The 24,028-nt window shown below is 63.5% G+C and carries 20 protein-coding genes; 15 read left to right on the forward strand and 5 right to left on the reverse strand.

What is annotated here, in order from left to right; genetic code table 11:
• Window position 1: 1 nt before the first annotated feature.
• On the reverse strand, window positions 2-817 hold the full coding sequence (locus tag AC1RZR_RS10895) for an SDR family oxidoreductase (RefSeq protein WP_481828505.1): 816 nt from the start codon (window positions 815-817) through the stop codon (window positions 2-4).
• Between the two features lie 122 nt (window positions 818-939).
• On the opposite strand from AC1RZR_RS10895, the gene AC1RZR_RS10900 reads away from it, so the two are divergent.
• The 6 genes from AC1RZR_RS10900 to AC1RZR_RS10925 all read left to right on the forward strand — a co-directional run bounded on the left by AC1RZR_RS10900 (window position 940) and on the right by AC1RZR_RS10925 (window position 6,849).
• A complete protein-coding gene (locus AC1RZR_RS10900) occupies window positions 940-2,181 on the forward strand; it encodes an acyl-CoA dehydrogenase family protein (protein WP_481828506.1) in 1,242 nt (413 codons plus the stop codon).
• Between the two features lie 54 nt (window positions 2,182-2,235).
• Entirely contained in the window at window positions 2,236-3,273 is a 1,038-nt protein-coding gene (locus AC1RZR_RS10905; protein ID WP_481828507.1) for a zinc-binding dehydrogenase, read from the forward strand.
• A gap of 205 nt (window positions 3,274-3,478) precedes the next feature.
• Complete coding sequence (locus AC1RZR_RS10910; protein WP_481828508.1) at window positions 3,479-4,642, forward strand: glycosyltransferase 87 family protein; 1,164 nt, start codon at window positions 3,479-3,481, stop codon at window positions 4,640-4,642.
• Window positions 4,635-5,624: a glycosyltransferase family 2 protein gene (locus AC1RZR_RS10915; RefSeq protein WP_481828509.1), complete on the forward strand. Its 990-nt coding sequence runs from the start codon at window positions 4,635-4,637 to the stop codon at window positions 5,622-5,624. The genes AC1RZR_RS10910 and AC1RZR_RS10915 overlap by 8 nt, the downstream gene beginning before the upstream one ends.
• The gene (locus tag AC1RZR_RS10920; RefSeq protein WP_481828510.1) at window positions 5,621-6,442 is read left to right on the forward strand and encodes a ChbG/HpnK family deacetylase; all 822 of its coding nucleotides are present in this window, start codon (window positions 5,621-5,623) and stop codon (window positions 6,440-6,442) included. The genes AC1RZR_RS10915 and AC1RZR_RS10920 overlap by 4 nt, the downstream gene beginning before the upstream one ends.
• Complete coding sequence (locus tag AC1RZR_RS10925; protein ID WP_481828511.1) at window positions 6,439-6,849, forward strand: GtrA family protein; 411 nt, start codon at window positions 6,439-6,441, stop codon at window positions 6,847-6,849. The genes AC1RZR_RS10920 and AC1RZR_RS10925 overlap by 4 nt, the downstream gene beginning before the upstream one ends.
• Window positions 6,850-6,912: 63 nt before the next feature.
• Here AC1RZR_RS10925 and AC1RZR_RS10930 read toward each other — a convergent pair whose 3' ends face one another.
• The 3 genes from AC1RZR_RS10930 to AC1RZR_RS10940 all read right to left on the reverse strand — a co-directional run bounded on the left by AC1RZR_RS10930 (window position 6,913) and on the right by AC1RZR_RS10940 (window position 12,189).
• Window positions 6,913-10,044: an efflux RND transporter permease subunit gene (locus AC1RZR_RS10930; RefSeq protein ID WP_481828512.1), complete on the reverse strand. Its 3,132-nt coding sequence runs from the start codon at window positions 10,042-10,044 to the stop codon at window positions 6,913-6,915.
• On the reverse strand, window positions 10,041-11,204 hold the full coding sequence (locus AC1RZR_RS10935; protein WP_481828513.1) for an efflux RND transporter periplasmic adaptor subunit: 1,164 nt from the start codon (window positions 11,202-11,204) through the stop codon (window positions 10,041-10,043). Before AC1RZR_RS10935 ends, AC1RZR_RS10930 begins: the two co-directional genes overlap by 4 nt.
• A 157-nt stretch (window positions 11,205-11,361) precedes the next feature.
• Window positions 11,362-12,189, reverse strand: coding sequence for a MurR/RpiR family transcriptional regulator (locus AC1RZR_RS10940; protein WP_477278145.1), 828 nt, complete (start codon window positions 12,187-12,189; stop codon window positions 11,362-11,364).
• Window positions 12,190-12,333: 144 nt separating this feature from the next.
• Here AC1RZR_RS10940 and AC1RZR_RS10945 point away from each other — a divergent pair, with 144 nt between their 5' ends.
• The 9 genes from AC1RZR_RS10945 (at window position 12,334) to AC1RZR_RS10985 (ending at window position 23,163) form a co-directional block, all read left to right on the forward strand.
• Window positions 12,334-13,152 (forward strand): N-formylglutamate amidohydrolase, encoded by an 819-nt coding sequence (locus AC1RZR_RS10945; protein ID WP_481828514.1) that lies wholly within the window; start codon window positions 12,334-12,336, stop codon window positions 13,150-13,152.
• A gap of 20 nt (window positions 13,153-13,172) precedes the next feature.
• Window positions 13,173-14,735: an amino acid permease gene (locus tag AC1RZR_RS10950; protein ID WP_477277735.1), complete on the forward strand. Its 1,563-nt coding sequence runs from the start codon at window positions 13,173-13,175 to the stop codon at window positions 14,733-14,735.
• Between the two features lie 87 nt (window positions 14,736-14,822).
• Window positions 14,823-16,193 (forward strand): glutamine synthetase family protein, encoded by a 1,371-nt coding sequence (locus AC1RZR_RS10955; RefSeq protein ID WP_477277733.1) that lies wholly within the window; start codon window positions 14,823-14,825, stop codon window positions 16,191-16,193.
• Between the two features lie 182 nt (window positions 16,194-16,375).
• Window positions 16,376-17,764: an aldehyde dehydrogenase family protein gene (locus AC1RZR_RS10960; RefSeq protein WP_481828515.1), complete on the forward strand. Its 1,389-nt coding sequence runs from the start codon at window positions 16,376-16,378 to the stop codon at window positions 17,762-17,764.
• A gap of 17 nt (window positions 17,765-17,781) precedes the next feature.
• Window positions 17,782-18,954: an iron-containing alcohol dehydrogenase gene (locus AC1RZR_RS10965; protein ID WP_379102767.1), complete on the forward strand. Its 1,173-nt coding sequence runs from the start codon at window positions 17,782-17,784 to the stop codon at window positions 18,952-18,954.
• Between the two features lie 242 nt (window positions 18,955-19,196).
• On the forward strand, window positions 19,197-20,303 hold the full coding sequence (locus tag AC1RZR_RS10970) for an ABC transporter substrate-binding protein (RefSeq protein WP_477277729.1): 1,107 nt from the start codon (window positions 19,197-19,199) through the stop codon (window positions 20,301-20,303).
• A 62-nt stretch (window positions 20,304-20,365) separates the two neighbouring features.
• A complete protein-coding gene (locus AC1RZR_RS10975) occupies window positions 20,366-21,280 on the forward strand; it encodes an ABC transporter permease (RefSeq protein ID WP_477277727.1) in 915 nt (304 codons plus the stop codon).
• A complete protein-coding gene (locus AC1RZR_RS10980; RefSeq protein ID WP_481828516.1) occupies window positions 21,277-22,068 on the forward strand; it encodes an ABC transporter permease in 792 nt (263 codons plus the stop codon). Before AC1RZR_RS10975 ends, AC1RZR_RS10980 begins: the two co-directional genes overlap by 4 nt.
• Window positions 22,069-22,098: 30 nt before the next feature.
• Entirely contained in the window at window positions 22,099-23,163 is a 1,065-nt protein-coding gene (locus AC1RZR_RS10985) for an ABC transporter ATP-binding protein (RefSeq protein WP_481828517.1), read from the forward strand.
• Between the two features lie 116 nt (window positions 23,164-23,279).
• Here AC1RZR_RS10985 and AC1RZR_RS10990 read toward each other — a convergent pair whose 3' ends face one another.
• Entirely contained in the window at window positions 23,280-23,906 is a 627-nt protein-coding gene (locus tag AC1RZR_RS10990) for a glutathione S-transferase family protein (protein WP_481828518.1), read from the reverse strand.
• Between the last annotated feature and the right edge of the window lie 122 nt (window positions 23,907-24,028).

The following is a 24,028-nucleotide window of genomic DNA, read 5'->3' on the forward strand; positions in this document are numbered from 1 at the left end:
GTCATTCCTTGAACAAGGTCAGTCCATGCTGCACCGACTGCCCGCCGTCGATCGGCAGGATGGCGCCGGTGACATAGCTGCCTGCACGGCTGCACAAATAGAGTGTTGCGCCGGCAATGTCATCCGGTGCGCCGATACGGCCGATCGGAACATGGCTGCCGACATGTCTGGCCTGTTCCTGCGTGCCGGTGGCAAATGCCGTCATGCGGCTCTGGAAGGGGCCGGGAGCGAAGGCGTTGACGGTGATGCGGCGGGCGGCGAACTCGAGCGCCAAGGTGCGCGTCAGATGATGGACCGCGGCCTTCGACGCCGTGTAGGAATAGGCGTCGTCGGCCAGCGGCTGCGTGCCCATCACCGAACCCAGATTGATCACCCGGGCCGGATCGGCATCGCTGGCGCCGGCATCGAGCAACGGCAGCAATTCGCGCGTCAGATGGAAGACCGCGGTGACATTGACGCCAAGCACCTTGGCCCATGCCGAATAGGGGAAGCTCTCCAGCGGCGCGCCCCAGGACACGCCTGCGTTGTTGATCAGGATGTTCAGGTGGTCGGTACGCGCCTTGACCTCGGCGACGAGTGCCGCAATGCCGGCTTCGCTGGAGACATCGCCAGCAAAGCCCTCGGCTCGGCCTGGTACACCAAGCCCGTTCAGTTCAGCTGCGACCTTGATGCAATCCTCGCCCTTGCGCGAGGCGATCATCACGCTGGCGCCCGCCTTCACCAGCGCGGTGGCCGCCATGCGGCCGATGCCGGTCGCCGCTCCCGTCACCAGCGCGGTCTTGCCGGTCACCGAAAACAGCTCGTCCAGATAGCTCATCACAACCCTCCGCGCCTTGCCTCGGCATCAGGGCAAAACAGTTCGCGTTGACAAGGCTATCCGAAGTACGGTCATCCTTGCCACGGGTAAAATGCCTGGCGTGCATGAAGGGTTAGCGACCGATGACGGAGATGAATCTCGGCATGACCGAGCGGCTGAAGCCGATCCATGCGCGCGTCGCCGCCATGGTGCGCGACGAGATCATGCCGCTCGACAGGGAATTCCTGGGCGAAGTGGGCAAGCAAGGCGACCGCTGGGTCTATAGCGCGCGCCAGAGCGAGATCCTCGAAGGGCTGAAGAGGACCGCATGGGAGCGCGGCCTGTGGAATTTCTGGCTGACCGGCTCGGAGCGCGGCTACGGCCTTTCCACCGTCGAATACGCCTATCTGGCCGAGGAGATGGGCAAGGCGCATCTCGGCGCCGAGACCTTCAACTGCTCGGCGCCCGACACCGGCAACATGGAGGTGCTGGAGCGCTACGGTTCGGCTGACCACAAGCAGGCGTGGCTCGAGCCGCTGCTCGACGGCAAGATCCGCTCGGCCTATCTGATGACCGAGCCGGATGTCGCCTCGTCCGACGCCACCAACATTGCGATGCGCTGTGAGCGCCAGGACGACGACTATGTGCTCAACGGCGAGAAATGGTGGGCGTCCGGCGCCGGCGATCCGCGCTGCGCCATCTACATCGTCATGGTCAGGACCGGTCGCGATGAAGAGCCGACACATCGGCGGCATTCGATGATCCTGGTGCCTTCCGACACAAAAGGCGTGACCAAGGTCCGGGCCATGCAGGTCTATGGCGAGGACGACGCCCCGCATGGCCACATGCATCTTCGCTTCGACAATGTGCGTGTGCCCGCAGCGAACCTGATCCTCGGCGAGGGCAGGGGTTTCGAGATCGCGCAAGGGCGGCTCGGCCCCGGCCGCATCCACCACTGCATGCGCGCCATCGGCCAGGCCGAAATGGCGCTGGAGATGCTGTGCCAGCGTTCCGTGCGCCGCGAGGCCTTCGGTCAGCCCCTGGCCAAGCTCGGCGCCAACTTCGACATCATCGCCGAATGCCGCATGGAGATCGAGATGGCCCGGCTGCTCTGCCTCAAGGCGGCGTGGATGATCGACCAGGGCGACCCGCGCGCCGCAGCCCCCTGGATCAGCCAGATCAAGGTGATCGCGCCGCGCGTCGCGCTCAAGGTCACCGACGAGGCGGTGCAGATGTTCGGCGCGCAAGGCATCAGCCAGGACACGCCGCTGGCGCGCTCATGGACGCATCTACGGACATTGCGCCTTGCCGACGGACCGGACGCCGTGCATCGCCGCCAGGTGGCGCGGACGGAGCTGAAGAAATACACGCAGGATAAGGTCTGAGCGCCGGCATTCGTCATCCGGCGACGCCGACCGGTCCAAGCAGGGAGTGTTCCGATGACCGTCCCCTCCAAAATGAAGGCGCTGCTGCTTGTCGGCGACGGCTACACCAGGACGCCGAGCGGCAGCGTGCTGGAGGCGATGGAGCCCTATCTCGAGGAGGGCAGCATCGCGGTGCCGACACCCGGGCCAACGCAGGTGCTGATCAAGGTCAGCCTGGCCTCGATCAATCCGTCCGATGTCATGTTCGTCAAAGGCCAGTACGGCCAGCCGCGCGCCAAAGGTCAGCCGGCCGGTTTCGAGGGGGTCGGCACCGTCGTCGCCAGTGGCGACGAGCCCTATCCCAAAAGCCTGACCGGCAAGCGTGTAGCTTTCGCCACCGGCGTCACCAACTGGGGCTCATGGGCCGAATATGCCGTCGCCGAGGCGGTGGTCTGCATCCCATTGCTCGACACTGTCCGCGACGAGGATGGTGCGGCGATGATCGTCAACCCGCTCACCGCGCTCGCCATGTTCGACATCGTCAAACAGGAAGGCGAAAAGGCGTTCGTCATGACCGCCGGCGCCAGCCAGCTGTGCAAACTGATCATCGGCCTGGCTAAGGAAGAGGGTTTCCGACCCATCGTCACCGTGCGCCGCGACGATCAGATCGCGCTGCTCAAAGCGCTTGGCGCGGCGCATGTCCTCAACGAAAAGGCGCCGGATTTCAAGGCGACGCTGCGCGAGGCGATGAGGGCCGAACAGCCGCGCATCTTCCTCGACGCGGTCACCGGGCCGCTGGCTTCCGCCACCTTCGACGCCATGCCGAAGCGCTCGCGCTGGATCATCTACGGGCGGCTCGATCCCGAAGCCACGATCATCCGTGAACCCGGCCAACTGATCTTCCAGCACAAGCATATCGAAGGTTTTTGGCTGAGCGAGTGGATGCGCCAGTTTCGCGACCGCCGCGGCCCGGCGATCATGGAAGCGCAGAAGCGTTTTTCCGATGGGCGCTGGTCGACCGATGTGACGGCGGTGGTGCCGCTCGCCGAGGCAATGGCGCGGGTGCCGACGGAACTGGCCAGGCCCAACGGCAAGGTGTTCATTCGGCCGTAGCATGAAGGTGCCAGACGTTCGAATGCGCAATCACAGGCTCTCGATGCCAAAAAAGATCCTGGTGTCCGACTGCCGCCAGCCCGTCGGGCGGACATCCGCGTCTTTCAGCCCCCTATGCCACGCCGCTTCGTCCGTGATATGCCGCCGCCATCGAATGCCGGGCGGTCCAGGCAAGGGCCGTTCCGGGTGGGTGTAGGATGACTAGATGACGATTTCCAAGCCGGTTTTCGACCGTTTGGGGTTTGGCCTGTGGATCGGAGCGTTCCTGGTCGTTCTTGCCTTGGTCCTGTGGTCGCCCGACACGCGTACTGTGTTGCTGGCCTATAGATTTGGCAGCGAGAACCTTCTGGCTGGACGGCCGCTCTACGACCTTCAGTCCGAGATGGGTTATCTCTACGCACCCGCCTTTGCCGCGCTCTATGTTCCGTTGCTGAAGCTTGGCCCGCATCTCGGCGGCCTGGTGTGGCATGTCCTCGGCTTCGCGGTGTTGACCTTCGCTGCAATGCGGCAGGTGCGCAAACTCGGCGGTCAGGAACTGACCTGGCTGCTTTCGTTCGGTCTCTTCCTCGCACTGCCCATTGCGCTCGGCGCGATCCGCAACGGCCAGTCGACCATCTTGCTGACCGGCGCCTGCTGGCTTCTCACTTTGTCGGCGCTGGAAGGGCGGCGTGCCGAAACTTTCTTCTGGGCTTCGCTTGCCATCATTGCCAAGCCGACCGCGATCATCATGCTGCTCCTGGCAGGAGCGCTGCGACCGCGGCTGATCCCGATGCTGGTGCTGGCGGTGCTGTTCGTGCTCGCTTTACCCTACGCTTTCGCGCCAGCCGGTTATCTGAACGACCAGTATCGTGATTTCGCCGGCATGCTGACCTCGATGGCGGTCGACAAGACAACCCACTTTGTTGCCGCCGATTTCACAGCGCCTTTTGCGACGGCAGGGATACCCATCGCGGAATCCGGCGCCACTGTGGTGCGCTTCGTGGTCGGCCTGTTGACGCTCTCGATCGTGCTCTGGTTCGACCGCAAGCTCGAGCGGGGGACGGCGGGGCTGGCGATCTTCCTGACGGCCGCTTTCTACATGTGCGTCTTCAACCCGCGCGTCGAGCCCAACACCTATGCGATGATCGCCGTGCCTGCCGGTCTCGCCATCGCCCTGCTGTGGCGCGAGGAACGAGGCGGCGTGCTGGCCTCTGTGCTGTCGACGGCGCTGTTTCTGACCGGGCTGAGCGGCGTCGAGCAGCATGTCCACGATTTCCTCTACCCTTGGTTCCGGCCGATAGCGGTTGCTTTCATCGCTAGTTCGCTGATCTGGTGGTTCTGGGCCAAGGCACGGGAAAAGGTGGTGAATGCGGGGGTCGCAAATGGCTGAGTCGCGGCCGACACTCGATATCGTCGCGCCGTTCTTCAACGAGGCGCCATCGGCATCGGCGTTCGCCGAATTGCTAGCCGCGCTCGAGGCGGCGGTGGCACAGCGCTTCGGCATGACCGTGCACAAGATCCTGGTCGATGACGGCAGCCGCGACGATGGCGCCAAACGGTTTTCGCAGGTGCTGACGGGGTCGTGGCAGATCGTCCGCCTCAGCCGCAATTTCGGCAAGGAGGTCGCCGTGCTCGCCGGCCTCGATCAGTCGCGCGGCGACATGGTGCTGATCATGGACGCCGACCTCCAGCATTCGATGGACATCAGCCTGAAGCTGATCGCCGAGCTGGTGGAACATCCGGACATCGACGTCGTCTACGCACAGAACGACCGGCGCGAGGCCAGCTGGCGGCGCAGCCAGCTGGCTCGGCTTTTCTACAGCCTGATCAACAGCAGCCAGCGTTTCGACATTCCCGAAAATGCCGGCGACTTTCGTGTCATGCGCGGTGCCGTGGCGCGCGCGCTGACCAGCCTGCGTGACAAGCGTCGCTTCAACAAGGGCCTGTTTGCCTGGGCCGGCTTCCGCCAGAAGGCGTTGCCCTATTCGCCCGAGGGTCGCGCCAGCGGCACATCGAAATGGAGCCGGCTCAACCTGATCGCCTTCTCGCTGGAAGGTTTCACCTCGTTTTCCGTCATTCCCCTGCGTCTCATCAGCCTCAGCGGGCTGCTTGCCGCGTTTGCCGGCGCGGTCTACGGCGCCAAGGTGTTCTTCGAGGTGATCTTCTACGGCATTGCCGTCCCCGGCTATCCCAGCCTCCTGGTCGCCGTCGTCCTGCTCGGCGGCCTCAACCTGACCCTTCTCGGCCTGATCGGCGAATATGTCTGGGTCACGCTCAGCGAAAGCAAGGATCGGCCGGTCTATATCGTGCGCGATGTCGTGCGCAGCGACACCGCTTCCGAAAGCCCGGCACCGGGCGCCCCCGACGCATGACGCGGCGCATCCGCCTGATCGCCGACGACTACGGCTTGGCGCCCGGCGTTTCCGCCGCGATCCTCGACCTGCTCGATCACGGACGCCTGACCGGCACCGGCTGCATGACCGGCTTTCCGGAATGGGCGGAGGCAGCGGCGCGCATAAAGCCTCTGTGCGGCCGTGTCGCGGTCGGGCTGCATCTAACCTTGACCGACCAGCCAGCCATCACCGGCCGGTCGAGCCTGGCGCCGGAAGGCCGGCTGCCGCCGCTCCGCTCGCTGGCCTTGCCTGTTCTGCGCGGCCGCGTCGACGATCGCGATGTCCATGCAGAACTCGACGCTCAGTACGGCCGCTTCGTCGAAGCACTGGGGCGCCGCCCCGACTTCGTCGACGGGCATCAGCATGTGCATTTCCTTCCCGTCGTGCGCAGATGGCTGCGCGCACGTCTGCATGAAGGAGCCGACAGGCCGGCGCTGCGCGGCGCTCCGGCACTGGCGGGCACATTCGCGTCGGCGCCAAAAGTTGCCGCGATCGCTGCGCTCGCCGCCGGCTTCAACCGGTCGATGCAGCATGCCGGCTTCACCATTTTCGAGCCGCTCGCCGGCATCTACGACTGGCGGCAACCCGAGAAGTTCGCTTCGGTTCTGCAGGCCGCCGTCGAGGCATTGCCGGAACGAGGGCTGTTCATGTGCCACCCCGGCCATGTCGACGAGACGCTGCGCGCGCGTGACCCGATGCAAACCGTGCGCGAGGTCGAATTCGCGGTCCTCGCATCGGATGATTTCGGCGCCAGCCTGGTCCGCGCCGGTGTCGCAATCATGGATGGCAAGGGATGAGCGGCGCGGACCAACCCCGGCGTTCGACGGGCAACAAGATCGTCCGCTTTGCCATTGTCGGACTTGCCAACACAGCCATCGACCTTGCCAGCTTCTTCCTGCTGCTCAAGCTGCAGATGCCGCCGCTGCCCGCCAACATCGCCGCCTGGTTCATCGCCGTCACCTTCTCTTTCGTGGCGAACGGCTTCTGGTCGTTCGAACGCAATCAAGCCATCCGGCTGCGTGATGCGTTCCTTCGTTTCGCCTCGCTCGGGGGGCTGATTTCGCTCGGCGTCTCCAGCCTTTCGATCGCGCTGTTCGCCGGTATCGTCGGGGTGTGGCCGGCAAAGATCGGCGGTGTCGTGGTGGCTGCGGTGCTGAATTTCCTCGCCGCACGCTGGTCGATCGAAGGCCGCTTGCTGAAATAGGCCGTAGATGCTCTTACGAAATTCCGGACGGAAAACCGCTCACACTTTTCCTGGAATTTCTCTCTACTCCGCCGGCTCCACATTGGTGTAGGCGGCTTCCTCGAGTTCGCGCTTCAGCCGGGCCTCCTCATGGGTCGTCGGCGTGACGAAGCGGCCAAGCAGGAGATAGGCAACCGGCGTCAGGAACAGCGTCGAGACGGTGGCAAGGCCCAGCCCGCCGACGATGACCCAGCCGAGCGCGACGCGCGCCTCGGCGCCGGCGCCGCTCGCCAGCACCAGCGGCACGCCGCCGAGCACGGTGCAGATCATCGTCATCATCACCGGCCGCACGCGGATGATCGAGGCCTGCTCTATCGCCTCGCGCACGCCAAGCCCGCGATCGCGCAGCTGGTTGGCGAATTCGACGATCAGGATGCCGTTCTTGGCCATGACGCCGACCAGCAGCACCAGGCCGATCTGGCTGTAGGCGTTGAGGCTGGTACCCGAGAGCAGCAAGGCAAAGATGGCGCAGGCGAGGCCGAGCGGCACCGTTGCCATGATGATGACGGCGCTGACGAAACTTTCGAACTGGGCGGCAAGCACCAAAAGGATGATGACCAGCGCGAAACCGAAGATGGTCACCATGGCGCTGTTGGTCTCGCCCAGTGTCGCCGCCTCGGCCAATGGCAGGATGCGGCTGCCCGCGGGCAGCAGTGGCGTGGCGATCTCCTCGGCGCGGGTGAGCGCATCGCCAAGCGCGAAGTCGCCATTGAGGTTGGAGGTGATGGCCACCGACGGTTGCTGCTGCTCGCGCGACAGCGACGGCGGCACGGCACGCTCGGTCAGTGTGGCGATGGTCGACATCGGCACGAAGCGACCATCTGCGGTCTTCAGGAAGATGTTTTCCAGGTCGGTCGGATCGTTGATCGGGTTGGTGGTCGAGACCAGCTTCACGCCATAGCTGCGGTCGGCGATGTAGACGTCGACGACGTCATTGCCGTCGAGCATGGCCTGCAAGGTGTTGGCCAGCCCGGTGATGTCGATGCCGAGGTCGGAGGCACGCTCGCGGTCGATGGCCACGGCAAGCTGCGGCTGCGTCGGGTCGATGGACAGGCGCGGTGTCTGGTAGCGCGGGTCCTTCTGCATCTCGGCGATGATCTTTACGGCCGCGTCGCCGAGTGCCTTGCGGTCATTGCCGACCAGTGCGAACTGAAGGCCGTTGCCGGCACCGCGAATGCCAAGGCTGTTGGGCTGCACCGGGAAGATGCGCACACTCGGCACCTGCCTGGTCAACTGGCTGATCTCGGCCATGATCTCCTGCTGGCTGCGGCTGCGCTCGTTCCACGGCGCCAGCGTCATGACCATGAAGCCTGAGTTGTAGGAGCCGTTCTGGCCGGCATTCTCGAACGTGGCCCGGATTTCGCCGGAATCGCGCATCGGCTGGATCAGTTTTTCGATCTTCTGCATCTGCTGGGTCGTGTAGTCGAGGCTGACGCCCTGCGGGGCACTGATGCGCAACAGCACGGCCGCGCGGTCCTCGGTCGGCGTCAGTTCCTGGCGGATGGTGCCGAACAGCGCGAAGGCGGTGCCGGCAAAAAGCACCGCAACCAGAAGCACGATCCACGGCGCGTCGAGGCAGGCGTGCAGGGCGCGCCGGTAGGCTGCATTCAGCGCGCCGCCGATGCGAGCGCCGATGCCGTGGCCGCCTTCATGGTGCAGTGGGGCGCTCGACAGCATGCGAGAGGCAAGCATCGGGCATAGCGTCAGCGCCACCACGCAGGACAAAAGCACCGACATGGCGAGCACGAAGCCGAATTCGCGAAACAGGCCACCGGTCTGGCCGGGCAGGAACGAGATCGGCACGAAGACGGCGACCAGGGTCAGCGTGGTGGCAATGACGGCGAAGAACACTTCCTGGGCGCCGAGGACTGCGGCGGCGCGCGGTCCCATGCCTTCGTTGCGTCGTCGCACGATGTTTTCGAGCACGACGATGGCGTCGTCGACGACCAGTCCCGTCGCCAGCACCAGGGCGAGCAAGGTCAGGATGTTGACCGAGAAGCCGGCCAGATAGATGGCGGCGATGGTGCCGATCATGGCGACCGGCATCGACAGTCCCGGGATTAGCGTTGCGCGCCAGTCGAGCAGAAAGACATAGATGACGATCAGCACCATGGTCACGGACAGGCCAAGCGCGATCTCGACCTCGTGCACCGCGCCGTTGACGAAGACCGCGTCGTCGCTGGTGATCTTGATCGACATGCCCTTGGGCAGGTTCTCCTGCAACTTGGCGACGGCGGCCTGGACACCGGTCGAGATGTCCAGCGTGTTCGATTCCGCCTGGCGGATGATGCCGATGCCGATGCCGGTCTTGCCATCCGAACGCAGCGTGGTCTGGCCGACATCGGGGCCGAGCGTGACGGTGGCGACATCGCGAATGCGTGTCGTGCCGCCGACGATGATGTTTTCGAATTCCTCGGGCGTGGTCACGTCCGCCGTCGTGCGCACGATCAGGTCCTGGTTTGTCGTGGTGATCGAACCGGCGGGTGAATCGAAGGCGACGGAGGCAAGCGCCGCCCTGAGGTCGGCAACCGTGAAGCCGAGGCTGGCGAGCTTGTTCTGGTCGACGTCGATGCGGAAGATCTTGTCGCGACCGCCGTAGACCTGGACGTCGGCAACGCCGGGCACGGCGGCCAGTTCGTCCTCGATCTGGTCCTGGACCACCACCGTCATGTCCTGGATCGACATGTTGTCCGAAGTCACCGCCAGTCGCATCACCGGGTCGGAATTGGCGTCGGCCTTGACGATGCGGGGCGGATCGGCCGTGTCCGGCATCTGGTTGGCGACGCGGCCGACGGCATCGCGCACGTCCGAGGCGGCGACGTTGAGGTCGACGCCGTCGTTGAACTCGATGGTGACTCGGCTCGAACCGAAGGAGGAGGAAGACGAGATCGACTTGACGCCGGAGACGCGGGCGACAGCGCCCTCGATGGTGTCGGTCAGTTCACGGTCGACGGTTTCGGCCGCAGCGCCTTCGAAGGCGGTCGTGACCGTGACGACCGCGCGGTCGACGTCAGGCAGTTCGCGGATTTCGACGCCATAGAAGGCGGCGAGGCCGGCGACTGCGATCAGCGTGTTCAGCACGAAGGCCATTACCGGCCTGCGGATGAACAGGGCGGTAAAGCCGGTGTCGCTGGCATCGTTGACGGGACTGGTCATGAGCCTTCGGCGGCGTCCGCGGCGCGCTGCTCTTCGCCGGCGATGCGCACCGCACCGCCCTCGCTGACGCTCTGGGTACCTTCGGTCACCACCATGTCGCCACTGTCGATCTCCGCGTCGATCAGCACGGTTTCGGTGTTGCGCTGAATGATGCGCACCGGGACCCGCCTGGCCTTGCCGTCCTCGATCTGCCAGACATAGGCACCGTCCGAGCCCCAGAGGATCGCCAGCGGGCTGACGGCCGGGTAGGTTTGCCCCGGAAACTTCATGGTGATGCCGAACGACATACCGGCACGCAGCGAATCGGCCGGGTTGGCGATCTTGGCCTTGACCAGCAAGGTGCGGCTCTTTTCATCGATGTGATTGTCGATGGCCGAAACCGTGCCGGTGTAGGCATTGCTGGGATTGGCGATCGGCGTCGCCGTCAATTGTGCGCCGACCTTGACGGCGGCGGCGAAGCGCTCGGGCACGAGGAAATCAACCAGGATGCTGGAACGGTCGTCGAGTGTGGCGATCGCCGACTGGTTGGTCACATAGTTGCCGGCGGCGATCGGCAGGATGCCGACGGTGCCGGCGATTGGCGCGATGATGGAGCGGCGCTGCAGGGCAAGTTCGGCATCGCGAAGGACCAGTTTGGCGACCGCCAGCACCACTTCGGCATCGGCGACGGCGACCGGTGTCGCGGCGTTGGACGCTCGCAGCGATTTCACCCGGTCGAGCTTGTTCTGCGAGTCCTGTAAAACGAGCTTGGCACGATCCTGCGCGATCACCTCGGTCTCGGAATCGAGGGTGGCAATGATCTGTCCCTTTTCGACCCGGGTGCCGGATTCGACCAGCAGTTCGGCAAGGCGGCCGGAGCTGTAGGGATTGACGGTCACCGAGGCATTGGCACGACCGGTGCCGATCGCCTGCAAGCGGTCGTTGATGGTGGCCGAAGTGGCGGCCAGGGCGACCACGTTCACACGCCGGTTGCCGCCATTGCCGCCGTTCGCCTGCTTCGCGTTGGCGGCACCTGTTTCAGCCGGGGGCGTTGCCGCATAAACCCAGTCTATCCCCCAGCGTGCCAGCATGTCCGGTGCGCCCGGAAAAAAGCGCAGCCATGCGGCTGCCGCCACCACCAGCACCACGAGCGCGAAAAGTATCTGTTTCCAGGCGGCCATCGGCACTCCGGTTGGCAAAACGATCCTTCCGTCCACCGGTTCCCCGAAATGAAGCAGACGCAGCGAGGCTATTGTAAGGCAACAGCTCGCCCCGATATCGCGTCTTTATGACAACTCTCCAGTCACTGCGCACATTAAATATACGTAACGTTGACGGCTAACGCAGACCTTCCATCTCGCGGATACGCCGGGCGCCGTCCGCCTCAAGCTGCCTTGTCACGGCACCGATCAGCGTTTCGGCAACGACGAAAAGCGCAGCCGAAGAGTCCCATGCCGACGGCACCGCCGTGCGTCCGGCAATGACATGGCGGGCGAAGCGGGCGATCGGCGACAGCCACTGGTCGGTGAACAGCACGATCTGCACGCCGCGCTGATGTGCCTTCTCGGCGAAGCGGAGGAGGCTGTCCTGGTAGCGCCTGATGTCGAAGATCACCAGCACGTCGCGTTTTCCCATGTCGATCAGCCGGTCGCGCCACATGCTTTCCTGGCCGGCGAGGTGAAAGACATCAGGCTGGATGACGGCGAGGTGGGCGGCCATGTAGCGCGCCAGCGGATCGGTGAAGCGGCCGCCGATCAGGAAGGTCTTGCCGCGCCGGTCGGCGAGGCGGGTCGCGATGTCGTCTAGCTGTTTGTCGGACAGGTGCCTGAACGTCTCGCGCATGTTGTCGAGCGTCGCTTCCAGCATCGGTGACACGGTGCCGCCGCCGGGCGAGGGCGGGTTAAGCGTCCTTGTGGCGGGCGATTGCAATTGCGCCGCCAACTCGTCCTGCAGGCTCGACTGGAATTCGGGATAATTCTGGAAGCCAAGCCGGGCAACGAAGCGCAGGATCGTCGGCGAGGAGACGCCGGCCGCGGCCGAGAATTCGGCGACCGTCTTGAGGCCGATCATCGGATAGCTGGCGATCAGAGTCTGGGCCGCGCGGCGTTCGCTGGCCGGCATCGTGCCGATGCGGTCGGCGATCAGTTCGGCAATGCTGGAAATCATCTTGTCCCCATCCTTTGCCTGTCCCACGGTCTTTTCCGAAATCGCATTTGACAAAGCCGGACAAACTGTATGAAATCATCCACAGGGACGCAATGAGGCAAAATACGTAACATACGATACAGCGCTCCCCGGGGACGGCAGACTATGGAGAAAGCACGGCCCGCCAGCCTTGCATCGTCTGATACCGTGGGGGTGACCAACCCCGGCGGATCGAGCCCTTTCGTGCTGACCTGCGATCACGCCTCGAATTTCCTGCCGGCCGAATTCGGCACGCTCGGCCTTGCCGCCGAGGACCTTTCCCGCCACATCGCCTGGGATCCCGGCGCGCTGCCGGTTGCCCGGCGCATGGCCGAGGCGCTCGACGCGACGCTGGTGGAAACCCGCATTTCCCGCCTCGTCATCGACTGCAACCGTCCCCTCGACGCGCCCGATCTGGTGCCGCCGGTCAGCGAGACCACGGCGATACCCGGCAATACCGGCCTGTCGGACAAGCAGCGGGCGGCGCGTGTCGCCCTGTCGTGGCAGCCGTTTCATGCCGCCATCGAGCAGATCGTCGACGACAGGCTGGCGCGCGGGCAGGCGACCCGCCTGGTTTCCGTGCATTCCTTCACGCCGGTATACAAGGGCCGCAACCGGCCCTGGCATATCGGCATCATCCATGACGAGGACCGCCGGCTGGCGTCACCGCTGATTGGCGCGCTGAAGCGGCTTGCCGGCGTCACCGTCGGCGTCAACGAGCCCTATTCGCCGGCCGACCGCGTCTATTTCACGCTGGAACGCCACGCACGTTCGCGCGGCCTGCCCTGCGCGATGATCGAAATCCGCAACGACGAAATAGCCGGCGAGACCGGGCAGCGGAAATGGGCGGATCTGCTCACGGGCATTTTTTCGGATCTGGAGCCAGAGGAGGCCGGACAAACCAGATCGCATCCAGTCGGAAAGTCAGTTCAATCGGCTAGCTAAGAACCAACAGGGGACTTCCAATGGCAGCACCGGGTTATACTGAAGTAGACAAAAAGGAGGACCTGAAGGTTCTCCACGGTATGGGCTATGCCCAGGAACTGTCGCGAAGCATGAGCCGCTTCTCGAATTTCGCGATCTCGTTCTCGATCATCTGCATCCTTTCAGGCGGCATCAACTCCTTCGCGCAGGCGACATCGTCGATCGGTGGCGCGGGCGCGGGTATCGGCTGGATCGTCGGCTGTTGCGTTTCAGGGTTTTTCGCTCTTGCCATGGCGCAGATCGCCTCGGCATTCCCGACAGCCGGTGGCCTCTATCACTGGTCTTCGATCCTCGGCAACCGCTTCACCGGGTGGCTGACGGCCTGGCTCAACCTGTTTGGCTTGATCACCGTGCTCGGCGCCATCAACATCGGTACCGCTTTCTTCTTTGTTGGAACGTTCGGAAGCTGGTTTGGCATTACCGGAACGCCGGGGGAAATCGTCGGTTTCGTCGCCTTCATCACCGTGCTGCAGGCGCTGTTCAACCATTTCGGCATCAAACTGACCGCAATGCTCACGGATGCTTCGGGATTCCTTATCCTGGGCGCGACAGCGGTGCTGATCGTGGCTTGCCTGGTGTTTGCGCCAGCAATCGACATCACGCGGCTTTGGACCTTCACCAACTATTCGGGTGATGCGGGCGGTGGCGTTTTCCCGCAGACCGATTCCATGAGCTACCTGTTCCTGCTCTGCCTGCTCCTGCCCGTCTACACCATCACTGGCTATGACGCGTCGGCGCACACATCGGAAGAAACGGTGAAGGCCGCGCACTCGGTTCCGCGGGCGATCGTTTCGTCGGTGCTTTGGTCGTCGCTGATCGGTTGGGTCATGCTGTGCGCAATCGTTCTGGCCATTCCGGACCTGGCGGCCGGCGCCAAGCAGGGCTGGAGCGTGTTCTTCTCGACCATGGACGCGATCCTGCCGGTGTGGCTGAAGGAACTGCTCTATTTTGCAATCCTGATCTCGCAGTTCCTCTGCGGTCTCGCCACCGTGACCTCGGCTTCGCGCATGCTGTTTGCCTTCTCTCGCGACGGCGGCATGCCCGTTGGCTCGGCGGCTCTCGCCAAGGTCAGCCAAGCCTGGCGTACGCCGGTCAACGCGATCTGGACGGCCGCGATCCTTGAGATCCTGTATGTGTTCCTCGCCCAGTTTATTTCGATCGGCGGCACCAACATCTACACCATCGTCGTCAACTCGACGCTGGTGTTCCTGTTCCTGTCGTTCACCATCCCGATCGCGCTCGGCATGATCACATTCGGCACGGCCAAGTGGCCCAATCCTGGCCCCTGGAACCTGGGCGCCGGACTGTTCAAGCTGTTCTGCGCGCTGTCGATTATCGGCATGGTGATCATCTTCTACATCGCCATCCAGCCGCCGAACGACAAGGTGCTTTACATCACCATAGGCTTCATTGTGCTGACTGCCGTGCTTTGGTTCGGTTTCGAGAACCGCCGCTTCCAGGGCCCGCCGATCGGCGACCAGATTGCCAAGCGCCAGGCCGCAATCGCGGCCGCCGAGGTGGCCATAGGCGAGACCGGCCACTGAGGCTCCCTACCATCACCATGGCCGGCTGTTTGCCGGCCATGGTTTCGTTTACCCCGTTCAAAGACCAAGCGCTGGAGTGCCAAAAGAATGGCCGGAAATTTGTCGTTCGATCAGTTGAAGAAAGCGGTCTCCAGCGGCGAGATCGACACGGTGCTGGCCTGCATCGTCGATCTACAGGGCCGGCTCGCGGGAAAGCGGTTCCTGGCCCAGTATTTCGTCGACTCTGCCCACGACGAGACGCATGGCTGCAACTATCTGCTGGCCGCCGACATCGATATGGAGCCGGTGCCCGGCTACAAGGCGGCAAGCTGGTCGAAAGGCTATGGCGACTTCGTCATGAAGCCTGATCTGGCGACGCTGCGGCGCATTCCATGGCTGGAAAAAACGGCGCTGGTGATTTGCGACGTGCTCGACCACCACACCCATGACGACCTGCCGCATTCGCCGCGCGCGATCCTCAGGAAGCAGGTCAAACGGCTGAGCGAGCGCGGCTATATCGGCTATTTCGCCTCCGAGCTCGAATTCTACCTGTTCAACGAGACCTACGATTCCGCCCGCAAGAAACACTGGCAGGGCCTCGACACCGCGTCGCCCTATATCGGCGACTACCAGATCGGCATCACCACCAAGGAAGAAGGCGTCATGCGCCGGCTTCGCAACGAGATGGACGCGGCCGGCATCCCGATCGAGAACTCCAAGGGCGAGTGGGGTCCGGGTCAGGAAGAGATCAATGTGCGCTACGCCGAGGCGCTCGACATGGCCGACCGCCACGTCATCCTCAAGAACGGCGCCAAGGAGATTGCCGAGTCGGAAGGCAAGGCGATCTCCTTCATGTCCAAGTACAATTACGGGCTCGCCGGCAATTCCAGCCACATCCACAATTCGCTGTGGAGCGCCGACGGCAAGACGCCGCTGTTCTTCGACAAAAAGGCCGACTGGACACTGTCGACGCTTGGCCAGCAATGGGCGGCCGGACAGCTGAAGTACGCCAAGGAATTTACCTGGTTCCTGGCGCCCTACATCAACTCCTACAAGCGCTTCCAGGCCGGCACCTTCGCGCCGACCAAGATCATGTGGAGCGAGGACAACCGCACCGCCGGCTTCCGCCTGTGCGGCGAGGGCACCAAGGGCATCCGCATGGAATGCCGCATCGGTGGCGCCGACCTTAACCCCTATCTCGCCTTTGCGGCACTGATCGCCGCCGGCCTTGCCGGCATCGATGAGAAGCTCGAACTGCAGAAACCCTTCGTCGGCGATGCCTATCAGGCGTCGCGCCTACCGGAGATTCCAAAGACGCTGCGCGACGCAACCGAGACGCTGGCGAAATCGAAGATGCTCAAGCACGCACTCGGCGAGGATGTGCTCGAACACTATGTCCACACCGCAAAGTGGGAGCAGTTCGAATACGACCGCCGCATTACGGATTGGGAACTGCACAGGGGGTTCGAGCGGTATTAAACCAACCTGCGAACCTTGGCGCCGCCCCTCGCCCTTACCCTCTCCCGCGAAGAACGGGGGAGAGGGGGATGTCAGTGCCAGAGTGGTTCCCTCACCGTCACCATGCGGGCAGAAGGTGCCGGCAGGCGGATGAGGGCAGCGCCAAGCCAAAAGATTTTTTGTAGAATGCGAGGACTTACAAGATGACCGAAACGGTCAAACTCATATCCCCCGTCGATGGCTCGATCTATGCCGAGCGGTCCGTGGCAACGGACCAGGCGATCAACGCCGCGGTCGAGCGCGCCAAGGCGGCGCAAGAGAAATGGGCTGAGACGCCGATCGTCGAGCGCGGCAAGTACATGCTGGCGATGCTCGAAGCCCTGGTCGCGATGACCGACGAGATCGTGCCGGAGATCGCCTGGCAGATGGGGCGGCCCGTGCGCTATGGCGGCGAGTTCGGCGGCGTCAAGGAACGCACCAACTACATGGTCGAGATCGCCGAGGCGGCGCTCAAGGCCGTGCCGGCTTCCAACCCGAAGGATGGCTTCCGCCGCTATGTGAAGAAAGACCCGCTCGGCGTGGTCATGGTGATCGCGCCGTGGAACTATCCCTATCTCACCGCCGTCAACACCATCGTGCCGGCGCTGATGGCCGGCAACGCCGTCATCCTGAAACATGCGGCGCAGACGCTGCTGGTCGGCGAGCGTTTTCAGCAGGCTTTCGACAAGGTCGGCCTGCCCAAGGGTGTGTTCCAGAATGTCGTGCTCAATCACGCCCAGACCGAGAAACTGCTCGGATCGGGCAAGATCGACCATGTCAACTTCACCGGTTCTGTCGGCGGCGGCCGCGCCATCGAGAAGGCAGCGGCCGGCACCTTCATGACGCTCGGTCTCGAGCTTGGCGGCAAGGATCCGGCCTATGTGCTGCCCGACGCCAAGATGGACCATGCGGTCGCCAATCTGGTCGACGGCGCCTTCTACAATTCCGGCCAGTGCTGCTGCGGCATCGAACGCGTCTATGTGCATGAAAAGGTATATGACGAGTTCGTCGAGGGCTTCATCGCCGAGACCAAGAACTATGTCGTCGGCAATCCGCTCGACCAGGCGACGACATTGGGGCCGATGGCGCAGGCGCGTTTCGCCGACCTGATCCGCGAGCAGAAAGCCGAGGCGCTGCGCAAGGGTGCGGTGGCGCACATCAACATGAAGGTGGCTAACGACAAGGCCGGCTCGCCCTATCTGGCACCGGAAGTGCTAACTGATGTCGACCACCAGATGAGCGTCATGCGCGAGGAAAGCTTCGGCCCGATCGTCGGCATCATGAAGGTGCGCAACGACGAAGAGGCGATCGCGCTGATGAACGATAGCCCCTACGGGCTGACGGCTTCGATCTGGACGCGCGACACAGAGCATGCGGTGGCGATCGGCAACCGCGTCGAGACCGGCACGGTGTTCATGAACCGCTGCGATTACCTCGATCCGGCCCTCGTCTGGACCGGCGTCAAAGACACCGGCAAGGGCGCCGGTCTGTCCGCCATCGGCTACGACAATCTGACCAGGCCGAAGTCCTTCCACCTGCGCGAAGCCATCTGATTTTTCGAAAGATAAAAATGTCCAAGCTGATCTCCAAATGGAACTACCCCACCACCGTCCGCTTCGGCGCCGGGCGCATCAAGGAATTGCCGGAGGTTCTGGCGGCCACCGGCATCAAGCGGCCGCTGTTCGTCACCGATCCCGGCCTGGCGAAATTGCCGGTCGTCGCTTCGACCCTGCAGATCCTCGATGACGCCAAGGTCCCCTATGGCGTCTTTTCCGAGGTGAGGCCGAACCCGGTCGAGTCCAACCTGACCGCCGGCATCGCGGTGTTCAAGAAGGGCAAGCATGACGGTGTCATCGCCTTCGGCGGCGGCTCGGCGCTCGATCTCGGCAAGCTGATCGCCTTCCAGGCCGGCCAGACGCGGCCGGTGTGGGATTTCGAGGATGTGGACGACTGGTGGACGCGCGCCAATTCCGATGCGATCGCGCCCATCATCGCCGTGCCGACCACCGCCGGCACCGGATCGGAGGTCGGCCGCGCCGGCGTCATCACCAACGAGGCGACGCACACCAAGAAGGTCATCTTCCATCCCAAATTGTTGCCGGCCATCGTCATTGCCGATCCGGAACTGTCGGTCGGCATGCCCGGCTTCATCACCGCAGGCACCGGCATGGACGCGCTGGCCCACTGCCTCGAGGCCTATTGCGCGCCGGGCTATCACCCGATGGCTGACGGCATCGCCGTCGAAGGTGTCAGGCTGGTCTTCGAGAACCTGCCGAAGGCCTATGCCAACGGCAAGGATCTCGTCGCGCGCGCCCATATGATGAGCGCTGCCGCCATGGGCGCCACCGCCTTCCAGAAGGGGCTTGGCGCCATCCACTCGCTGTCGCATCCGGTCGGCGCGCTCTACGATACCCATCACGGCATGACCAATGCGGTCTTCATGCCTTATGTGCTGGCCTTCAACCGGGACTCCATCGAGGAGCGCATCGGCCGCCTCGCCGCCTATTGTGGCATCAAGGGCGGCTTCGACGGCTTCGCCAAGGCGATCATCAAGCTGCGCAAGGAGTTGAAGGTGCCGCATGCGCTGCCTGGCCTGATCAAGGGGCTCGACATGGACAAGAAGCGCAAGGCCCTGATCGCCGACATGGCGGTGGTCGATCCGACCGCCGGCGGCAACCCGGTCAAGCTGACCAAGAAGGCCGCGCTGACCTTGCTCGAAAACGCCATCGCCGGCACGGTCTGAGGCGTTTTCCGCGCAGGAAATTGATCTGAAAAGGGGCTACAAAAACAAGGGGGAGGATAACGGGCAAGGCAGAAACTAGTTAGCCGGAAAAAGAATCGCGAGGCGATTGCTACAACCGGTTAAAAAGAGTTTACTTTTTCACACTGCGAGCCGCCGGTTTCACAAAGCTTTCATCTGGCTGTCACATGAAAACGATACCGGATCGCAGGCGTCCAACGGCGTCAGTTCAACGGAGAGAACACATGTTCAAATTCACGGGGAAACTGCTTTCCCTTTCGGCCGCGACCCTTATGGTGTCGTCGGTGATTTCGTCCGCGGCTTCGCTGGACGATCTCGTCAAGGCGGCCAAGGCCGAAGGCCAGCTCACCACCATAGCCTTGCCGCATGACTGGTGCGGCTACGGCGACGTCATCGCCGGCTTCAAGGCGAAATATCCGGAAATCACTGTCAACGAACTCAACCCCGATGCCGGCTCCGGCGACGAGGTCGAGGCGATCAAGGCGAACAAGGACAACAAGGGTCCGCAGGCGCCTGACGTCATCGACGTCGGCCTGTCCTTCGGCCCGTCCGCCAAGAAGGATGGTCTGATCCAGCCTTACAAGGTGTCGACCTGGGACTCGATCCCCGACAGCGCCAAGGATGCTGACGGCTTCTGGACCGGCGACTATTACGGCGTGCTGTCCTTCCAGGTGAACAAGGACATCGTCAAGGAAGCTCCGGCTGACTGGGCCGACCTGCTGAAGCCGGAATTCGCCAACGCCGTCGCGCTCGCCGGTGATCCGCGTGCTTCGAACCAGGCTATCCAGGGCGTTTATGCCGCTGGCCTGTCGTCGGGCGCCGCCGCTGGTGAAGCCGCCGGTACCGCCGGCCTCGACTTCTTCAAGAAGCTCAACGCCGCCGGCAATTTCGTTCCGGTCATCGGCAAGGCGGCGACGCTCGCCCAGGGCCAGACCCCGATCCTGATCACCTGGGACTACAACGCGCTCGCCGGCCGCGACACGCTGAAGGGCAACCCGCCCGTCGACGTCGTCGTGCCGAAGACCGGTGTCGTCGCTGGTGTCTACGTGCAGGCGATCAGCGCCTACGCGCCGCATCCGAACGCTGCCAAGCTCTGGCTGGAATACCTCTACTCCGACGAAGGCCAGATCGGCTGGCTGAAGGGCTATTGCCACCCGATCCGCTTCAACGATCTTGCCAAGAACGGCAAGATTCCGGCGGACGTGCTGGCCAAGCTGCCGCCGGCCGAATCCTATGCCGCGGCCGTGTTCCCGACGCTCGAGGAGCAGGCCAAGTCCAAGGAAGCCATCACCAAGAACTGGGATGCCGTCGTCGGCGCCAACGTCAAGTAATCCACACCATGCCGGGCGGCCTCGGGCCGCCCGGTCCTTTTCTCGAAGACGGTAGCCGGCGCATGACCGATATCTCAATGTCCGACCACGCTGTTACCGGGAAGACCGCGCCTCCCGCCGAGGCACGCAGCATGAGGCTGCCGACGCAGTGGCTCGGCGTCGCCCCATTCTTCATCTTCGCCATCATGTTCCTGATCCTGCCCACGCTCTATCTGATGCTGGGCGCATTCCAGAATGATGCGGGTGAGTTCACCTTCGAAAATATCGCAGCACTGGCGCAGCCGTCGATCGTTGCCGCCTACTGGATCTCGATCAAGGTCAGCCTTGCCTCATCGTTGATTGGTGCCTTCGCCGGTCTCGCCATCGCCATAGCCATCGTGCGCGGCGGCCTGCCGGAGTGGATACGCTCGGCGACGCTGACCTTCTCCGGTGTCGCTTCCAATTTCGCCGGCGTGCCGCTGGCTTTCGCCTTTATCGCCACGCTCGGCCGGCTTGGCCTTGCCACGGTGATCCTCAACACCGTGTTCGGCCTCAATATCTACGCTCACGGCTTCAACATCCTGTCGTTCTGGGGGCTGACGCTGACCTATGTCTACTTCCAGATCCCGCTGATGGTGGTGATCATCGTGCCGGCAATCGACGGCTTGAAGAAGGAATGGGGCGAGGCGGCCGCGACGCTCGGTGCAACCATGGCGCAATACTGGCGCATGGTGGTCATCCCGGTGATCTGGCCGAGTTTCCTCGGCACGGTCATCCTTTTGTTCGCCAACGCCTTCGGCGCCATCGCCACCGCCTATGCGCTGACCGGCTCGTCGCTCAACATCGTACCGATCCTGCTCTATGCGCAGATCCGCGGCGACGTGCTGCACAATGCCCATCTCGGCTACGCGATCGCCTTCGGCATGATCTTCATCACCGGCCTTGCCAATGTCTTCTACATCTGGTTCCGGACCCGTTCCGAGAGGTGGCTGAAATGAAGTCGGGAAGGTTCTGGGCCTGGGTCGTCTTCGCGCTGGGCGCGGCCTATTTCTTCATCCCGCTGATCGCGACCGTGGAGTTCTCCATGCGCATGCGGCGGGGCGTCTATTCCTTCGACGCCTACAAGGTCGTGCTGGGCGACGCCCGCTTCCAGGCGACCTTCGGCTATTCGGTGCTGGCCGCCGTTTTCACCATCATTCTCGGCGTGCTGATCGTGGTGCCCGCCGCCTACTGGATCCGGCTGCGCCTGCCGCAGCTGCGTCCCGTCGTCGAGTTCATCACATTGTTGCCGCTGGTCATTCCGGCCATCGTCATCGTCTTCGGCTATATCAGAATGTACGGTTCGAACTCGCCGCTGCCGTTCCTGGCCAGCGACACCGGTACGAACGCCCTGCTGGTCATCGGCTATGCCACGCTGTCGCTGCCGTATATGTACCGTGCGGTCGACACTGGACTTAGAACCATCGATGTGCGCACGCTGACGGAGGCGGCGCAGATCCTTGGCGCCGGCTGGTCGACGATCATCACGCGAGTTATCCTGCCCAATGTGCTGATCGCGGTGTTGTCGGGTGCGTTCCTGACCTTCGCCATCGTCATCGGCGAGTTCACCATGGCCAGCCTGCTCAACCGGCCCGCTTTCGGTCCGTATCTACAGAACATCGGCGCCAACCGCGCCTATGAGCCGGCAGCCCTTGCCATCATCGCCTTTGCCATCACCTGGGGCTGCATGTCGCTGATCCAGATCCTGTCCCGCTTCGCGCCGCGATCGGCGAACCGCCCCAATTGATCGAAAAGTACTGATCGAAAGAACAACACCATGGCCGACCCGTTTCTCTCTATCCAGCACGTGCGAAAATCCTTCGGTGCCACCACGGTGGTGGAGGATTTCAATCTCGATGTCGAGCGTGGCGAATTCGTCTCGTTCCTTGGTCCGTCCGGCTGCGGCAAGACCACCGTGCTGCGCATGGTGGCGGGCTTCGAGGAGCCGACCGCCGGCAAGATCGTCGTCGGTGGCAAGGACATCACGAGGCTGAAGCCCAACCAGCGCAATGTCGGCATGGTGTTCCAGGCCTACGCGCTGTTCCCGAACCTGACGGTGGCGCAGAACATAGGCTTCGGCCTGAAGGTCGCCGGCATGCCCAGGGCGGACATCGATGCGCGTGTCGCCGAGATGCTCGGCATCATCAAGCTGCCGCAGATGGCGGACCGCTATCCCTACCAGCTCTCGGGCGGCCAGCAGCAGCGCATAGCACTGGCCCGCGCCATCGCGCCGAAGCCGAAGCTGCTGCTGCTCGACGAACCGCTTTCGGCGCTCGACGCCAAGGTGCGCGTTTCGCTGCGCGAGGAAATCCGTTCGATCCAGAAGAAGCTCGGCATCACCACCATTTTCGTCACGCATGACCAGGAAGAGGCGCTGTCGATCTCGGACCGCATCGCCGTGATGTATGGCGGCAAGGCCGAGCAGGTCGGCACGCCGTTCGAGATCTACAACCGGCCGGCAACCAAGTTCGTCGCCAATTTCGTCGGCACGCTGAACGTTCTCGAAGGCACCGTCACCGATGCCTCGACCGGCACGGTGCAGGTCAACACGCAGGAAGTTTCGCTCAAGGGCAAGCTCAACGGTTCCAAGTCCGGCGACACGCTGTCGCTGGCGCTGCGTCCCGAGGCCATATCGCTCGGCCGCCAGCCGGGCCGCGACTCCAGCCTGTCCGGCGAAATCTCCGAGGTGCATTTTCTCGGCTCGGTCATCCGGGTTCGCGTCGGCATCGGCGGCAGCACGGTCTCGCTCGACACGTTCAACAGCCCGGCAACGCCGCCACCTGCTGTTGGTGAAAAGGCCGAGATCTCGTTTTCGTCGAGCGACATGCTGGTGCTGCACTAGGCTGCGTGCTCACGTCCTCAGAAGTACGCTCCGCTCCGGTTCCCGGAACCCGGCATTGTCGGACTCGGCCTTACCTCAATCTCGACACACCCTGGGTCTGGCCAAATCAGGCGTTCTCAAGCCGGCGCAATGAACGGCTGTGAGACTGCTTGAAAGACTGGCAGCGCTTCCATCCGTGCGGAGTGAGCTTTCAATGAAGGGAAGGTCGCAAGCGACACGAGCCCCGGATGCGCCTCGCCGATGAAACGGAGCACGGCGGCAACCGCGATGTCGGCGTGACCGATGCGGTCGCCGAACCAATAGGGTGTCGACCTGCCCTGACGATCGGCCTCCAGCACGGCAAGGACGGCCCCGATCTGCGTGCGGCAACGCCCGGCCCAGAGGTCGGAGACTTTGTCGTGCAGTCGCGTCTCGTAGAACAGGCTGACCGCCTTGTCGCCGAGGCCGGTCGCCAGAGCTGATATCTTCAGCGCCTGATGGCGCGCGGGCTCATCTGTCGGAAACATCCTTCGGTCTGATGGAACAAGGCTGTCGAGATAGTCGAGCATGAGGTGGCTTTCGATCAGCACCTCGCCATTGTCCAGCACCAGGGTCGGCACCCGCGTCAGCGGATTGTAGGAGCGGATCTTGTCGGCATCGCCGAAGGCCGACCACGGACGGTGCTCGTAAGCCATGCCATACAGGGTCAGCGCAATGCCGACGCGGCGAACGAAAGGCGAGTCATATTGGCCAATCAGGATCATGACCGATGCTTACAGGCCGATCGGCGGCCTGCATACGGCCACCCGGGCTGGACCTGCTGGACAATCAACACCATGCTGTCACCTTGTCCCTGCTGATCAACCTGCCAGCCGCTAAGATGATG

This window comes from Mesorhizobium bavaricum (genome assembly GCF_056781655.1).

Coding starts and splice junctions, on each gene's coding strand:
- AC1RZR_RS10895 (WP_481828505.1), bottom strand. CDS start 817: ATGAGCTATCTGGACGAGCTGTTTTCGGTGACCGGCAAGACCGCGCTG.
- AC1RZR_RS10900 (WP_481828506.1), top strand. CDS start 940: ATGACGGAGATGAATCTCGGCATGACCGAGCGGCTGAAGCCGATCCAT.
- AC1RZR_RS10905 (WP_481828507.1), top strand. CDS start 2,236: ATGACCGTCCCCTCCAAAATGAAGGCGCTGCTGCTTGTCGGCGACGGC.
- AC1RZR_RS10910 (WP_481828508.1), top strand. CDS start 3,479: ATGACGATTTCCAAGCCGGTTTTCGACCGTTTGGGGTTTGGCCTGTGG.
- AC1RZR_RS10915 (WP_481828509.1), top strand. CDS start 4,635: ATGGCTGAGTCGCGGCCGACACTCGATATCGTCGCGCCGTTCTTCAAC.
- AC1RZR_RS10920 (WP_481828510.1), top strand. CDS start 5,621: ATGACGCGGCGCATCCGCCTGATCGCCGACGACTACGGCTTGGCGCCC.
- AC1RZR_RS10925 (WP_481828511.1), top strand. CDS start 6,439: ATGAGCGGCGCGGACCAACCCCGGCGTTCGACGGGCAACAAGATCGTC.
- AC1RZR_RS10930 (WP_481828512.1), bottom strand. CDS start 10,044: ATGACCAGTCCCGTCAACGATGCCAGCGACACCGGCTTTACCGCCCTG.
- AC1RZR_RS10935 (WP_481828513.1), bottom strand. CDS start 11,204: ATGGCCGCCTGGAAACAGATACTTTTCGCGCTCGTGGTGCTGGTGGTG.
- AC1RZR_RS10940 (WP_477278145.1), bottom strand. CDS start 12,189: ATGATTTCCAGCATTGCCGAACTGATCGCCGACCGCATCGGCACGATG.
- AC1RZR_RS10945 (WP_481828514.1), top strand. CDS start 12,334: ATGGAGAAAGCACGGCCCGCCAGCCTTGCATCGTCTGATACCGTGGGG.
- AC1RZR_RS10950 (WP_477277735.1), top strand. CDS start 13,173: ATGGCAGCACCGGGTTATACTGAAGTAGACAAAAAGGAGGACCTGAAG.
- AC1RZR_RS10955 (WP_477277733.1), top strand. CDS start 14,823: ATGGCCGGAAATTTGTCGTTCGATCAGTTGAAGAAAGCGGTCTCCAGC.
- AC1RZR_RS10960 (WP_481828515.1), top strand. CDS start 16,376: ATGACCGAAACGGTCAAACTCATATCCCCCGTCGATGGCTCGATCTAT.
- AC1RZR_RS10965 (WP_379102767.1), top strand. CDS start 17,782: ATGTCCAAGCTGATCTCCAAATGGAACTACCCCACCACCGTCCGCTTC.
- AC1RZR_RS10970 (WP_477277729.1), top strand. CDS start 19,197: ATGTTCAAATTCACGGGGAAACTGCTTTCCCTTTCGGCCGCGACCCTT.
- AC1RZR_RS10975 (WP_477277727.1), top strand. CDS start 20,366: ATGACCGATATCTCAATGTCCGACCACGCTGTTACCGGGAAGACCGCG.
- AC1RZR_RS10980 (WP_481828516.1), top strand. CDS start 21,277: ATGAAGTCGGGAAGGTTCTGGGCCTGGGTCGTCTTCGCGCTGGGCGCG.
- AC1RZR_RS10985 (WP_481828517.1), top strand. CDS start 22,099: ATGGCCGACCCGTTTCTCTCTATCCAGCACGTGCGAAAATCCTTCGGT.
- AC1RZR_RS10990 (WP_481828518.1), bottom strand. CDS start 23,906: ATGATCCTGATTGGCCAATATGACTCGCCTTTCGTTCGCCGCGTCGGC.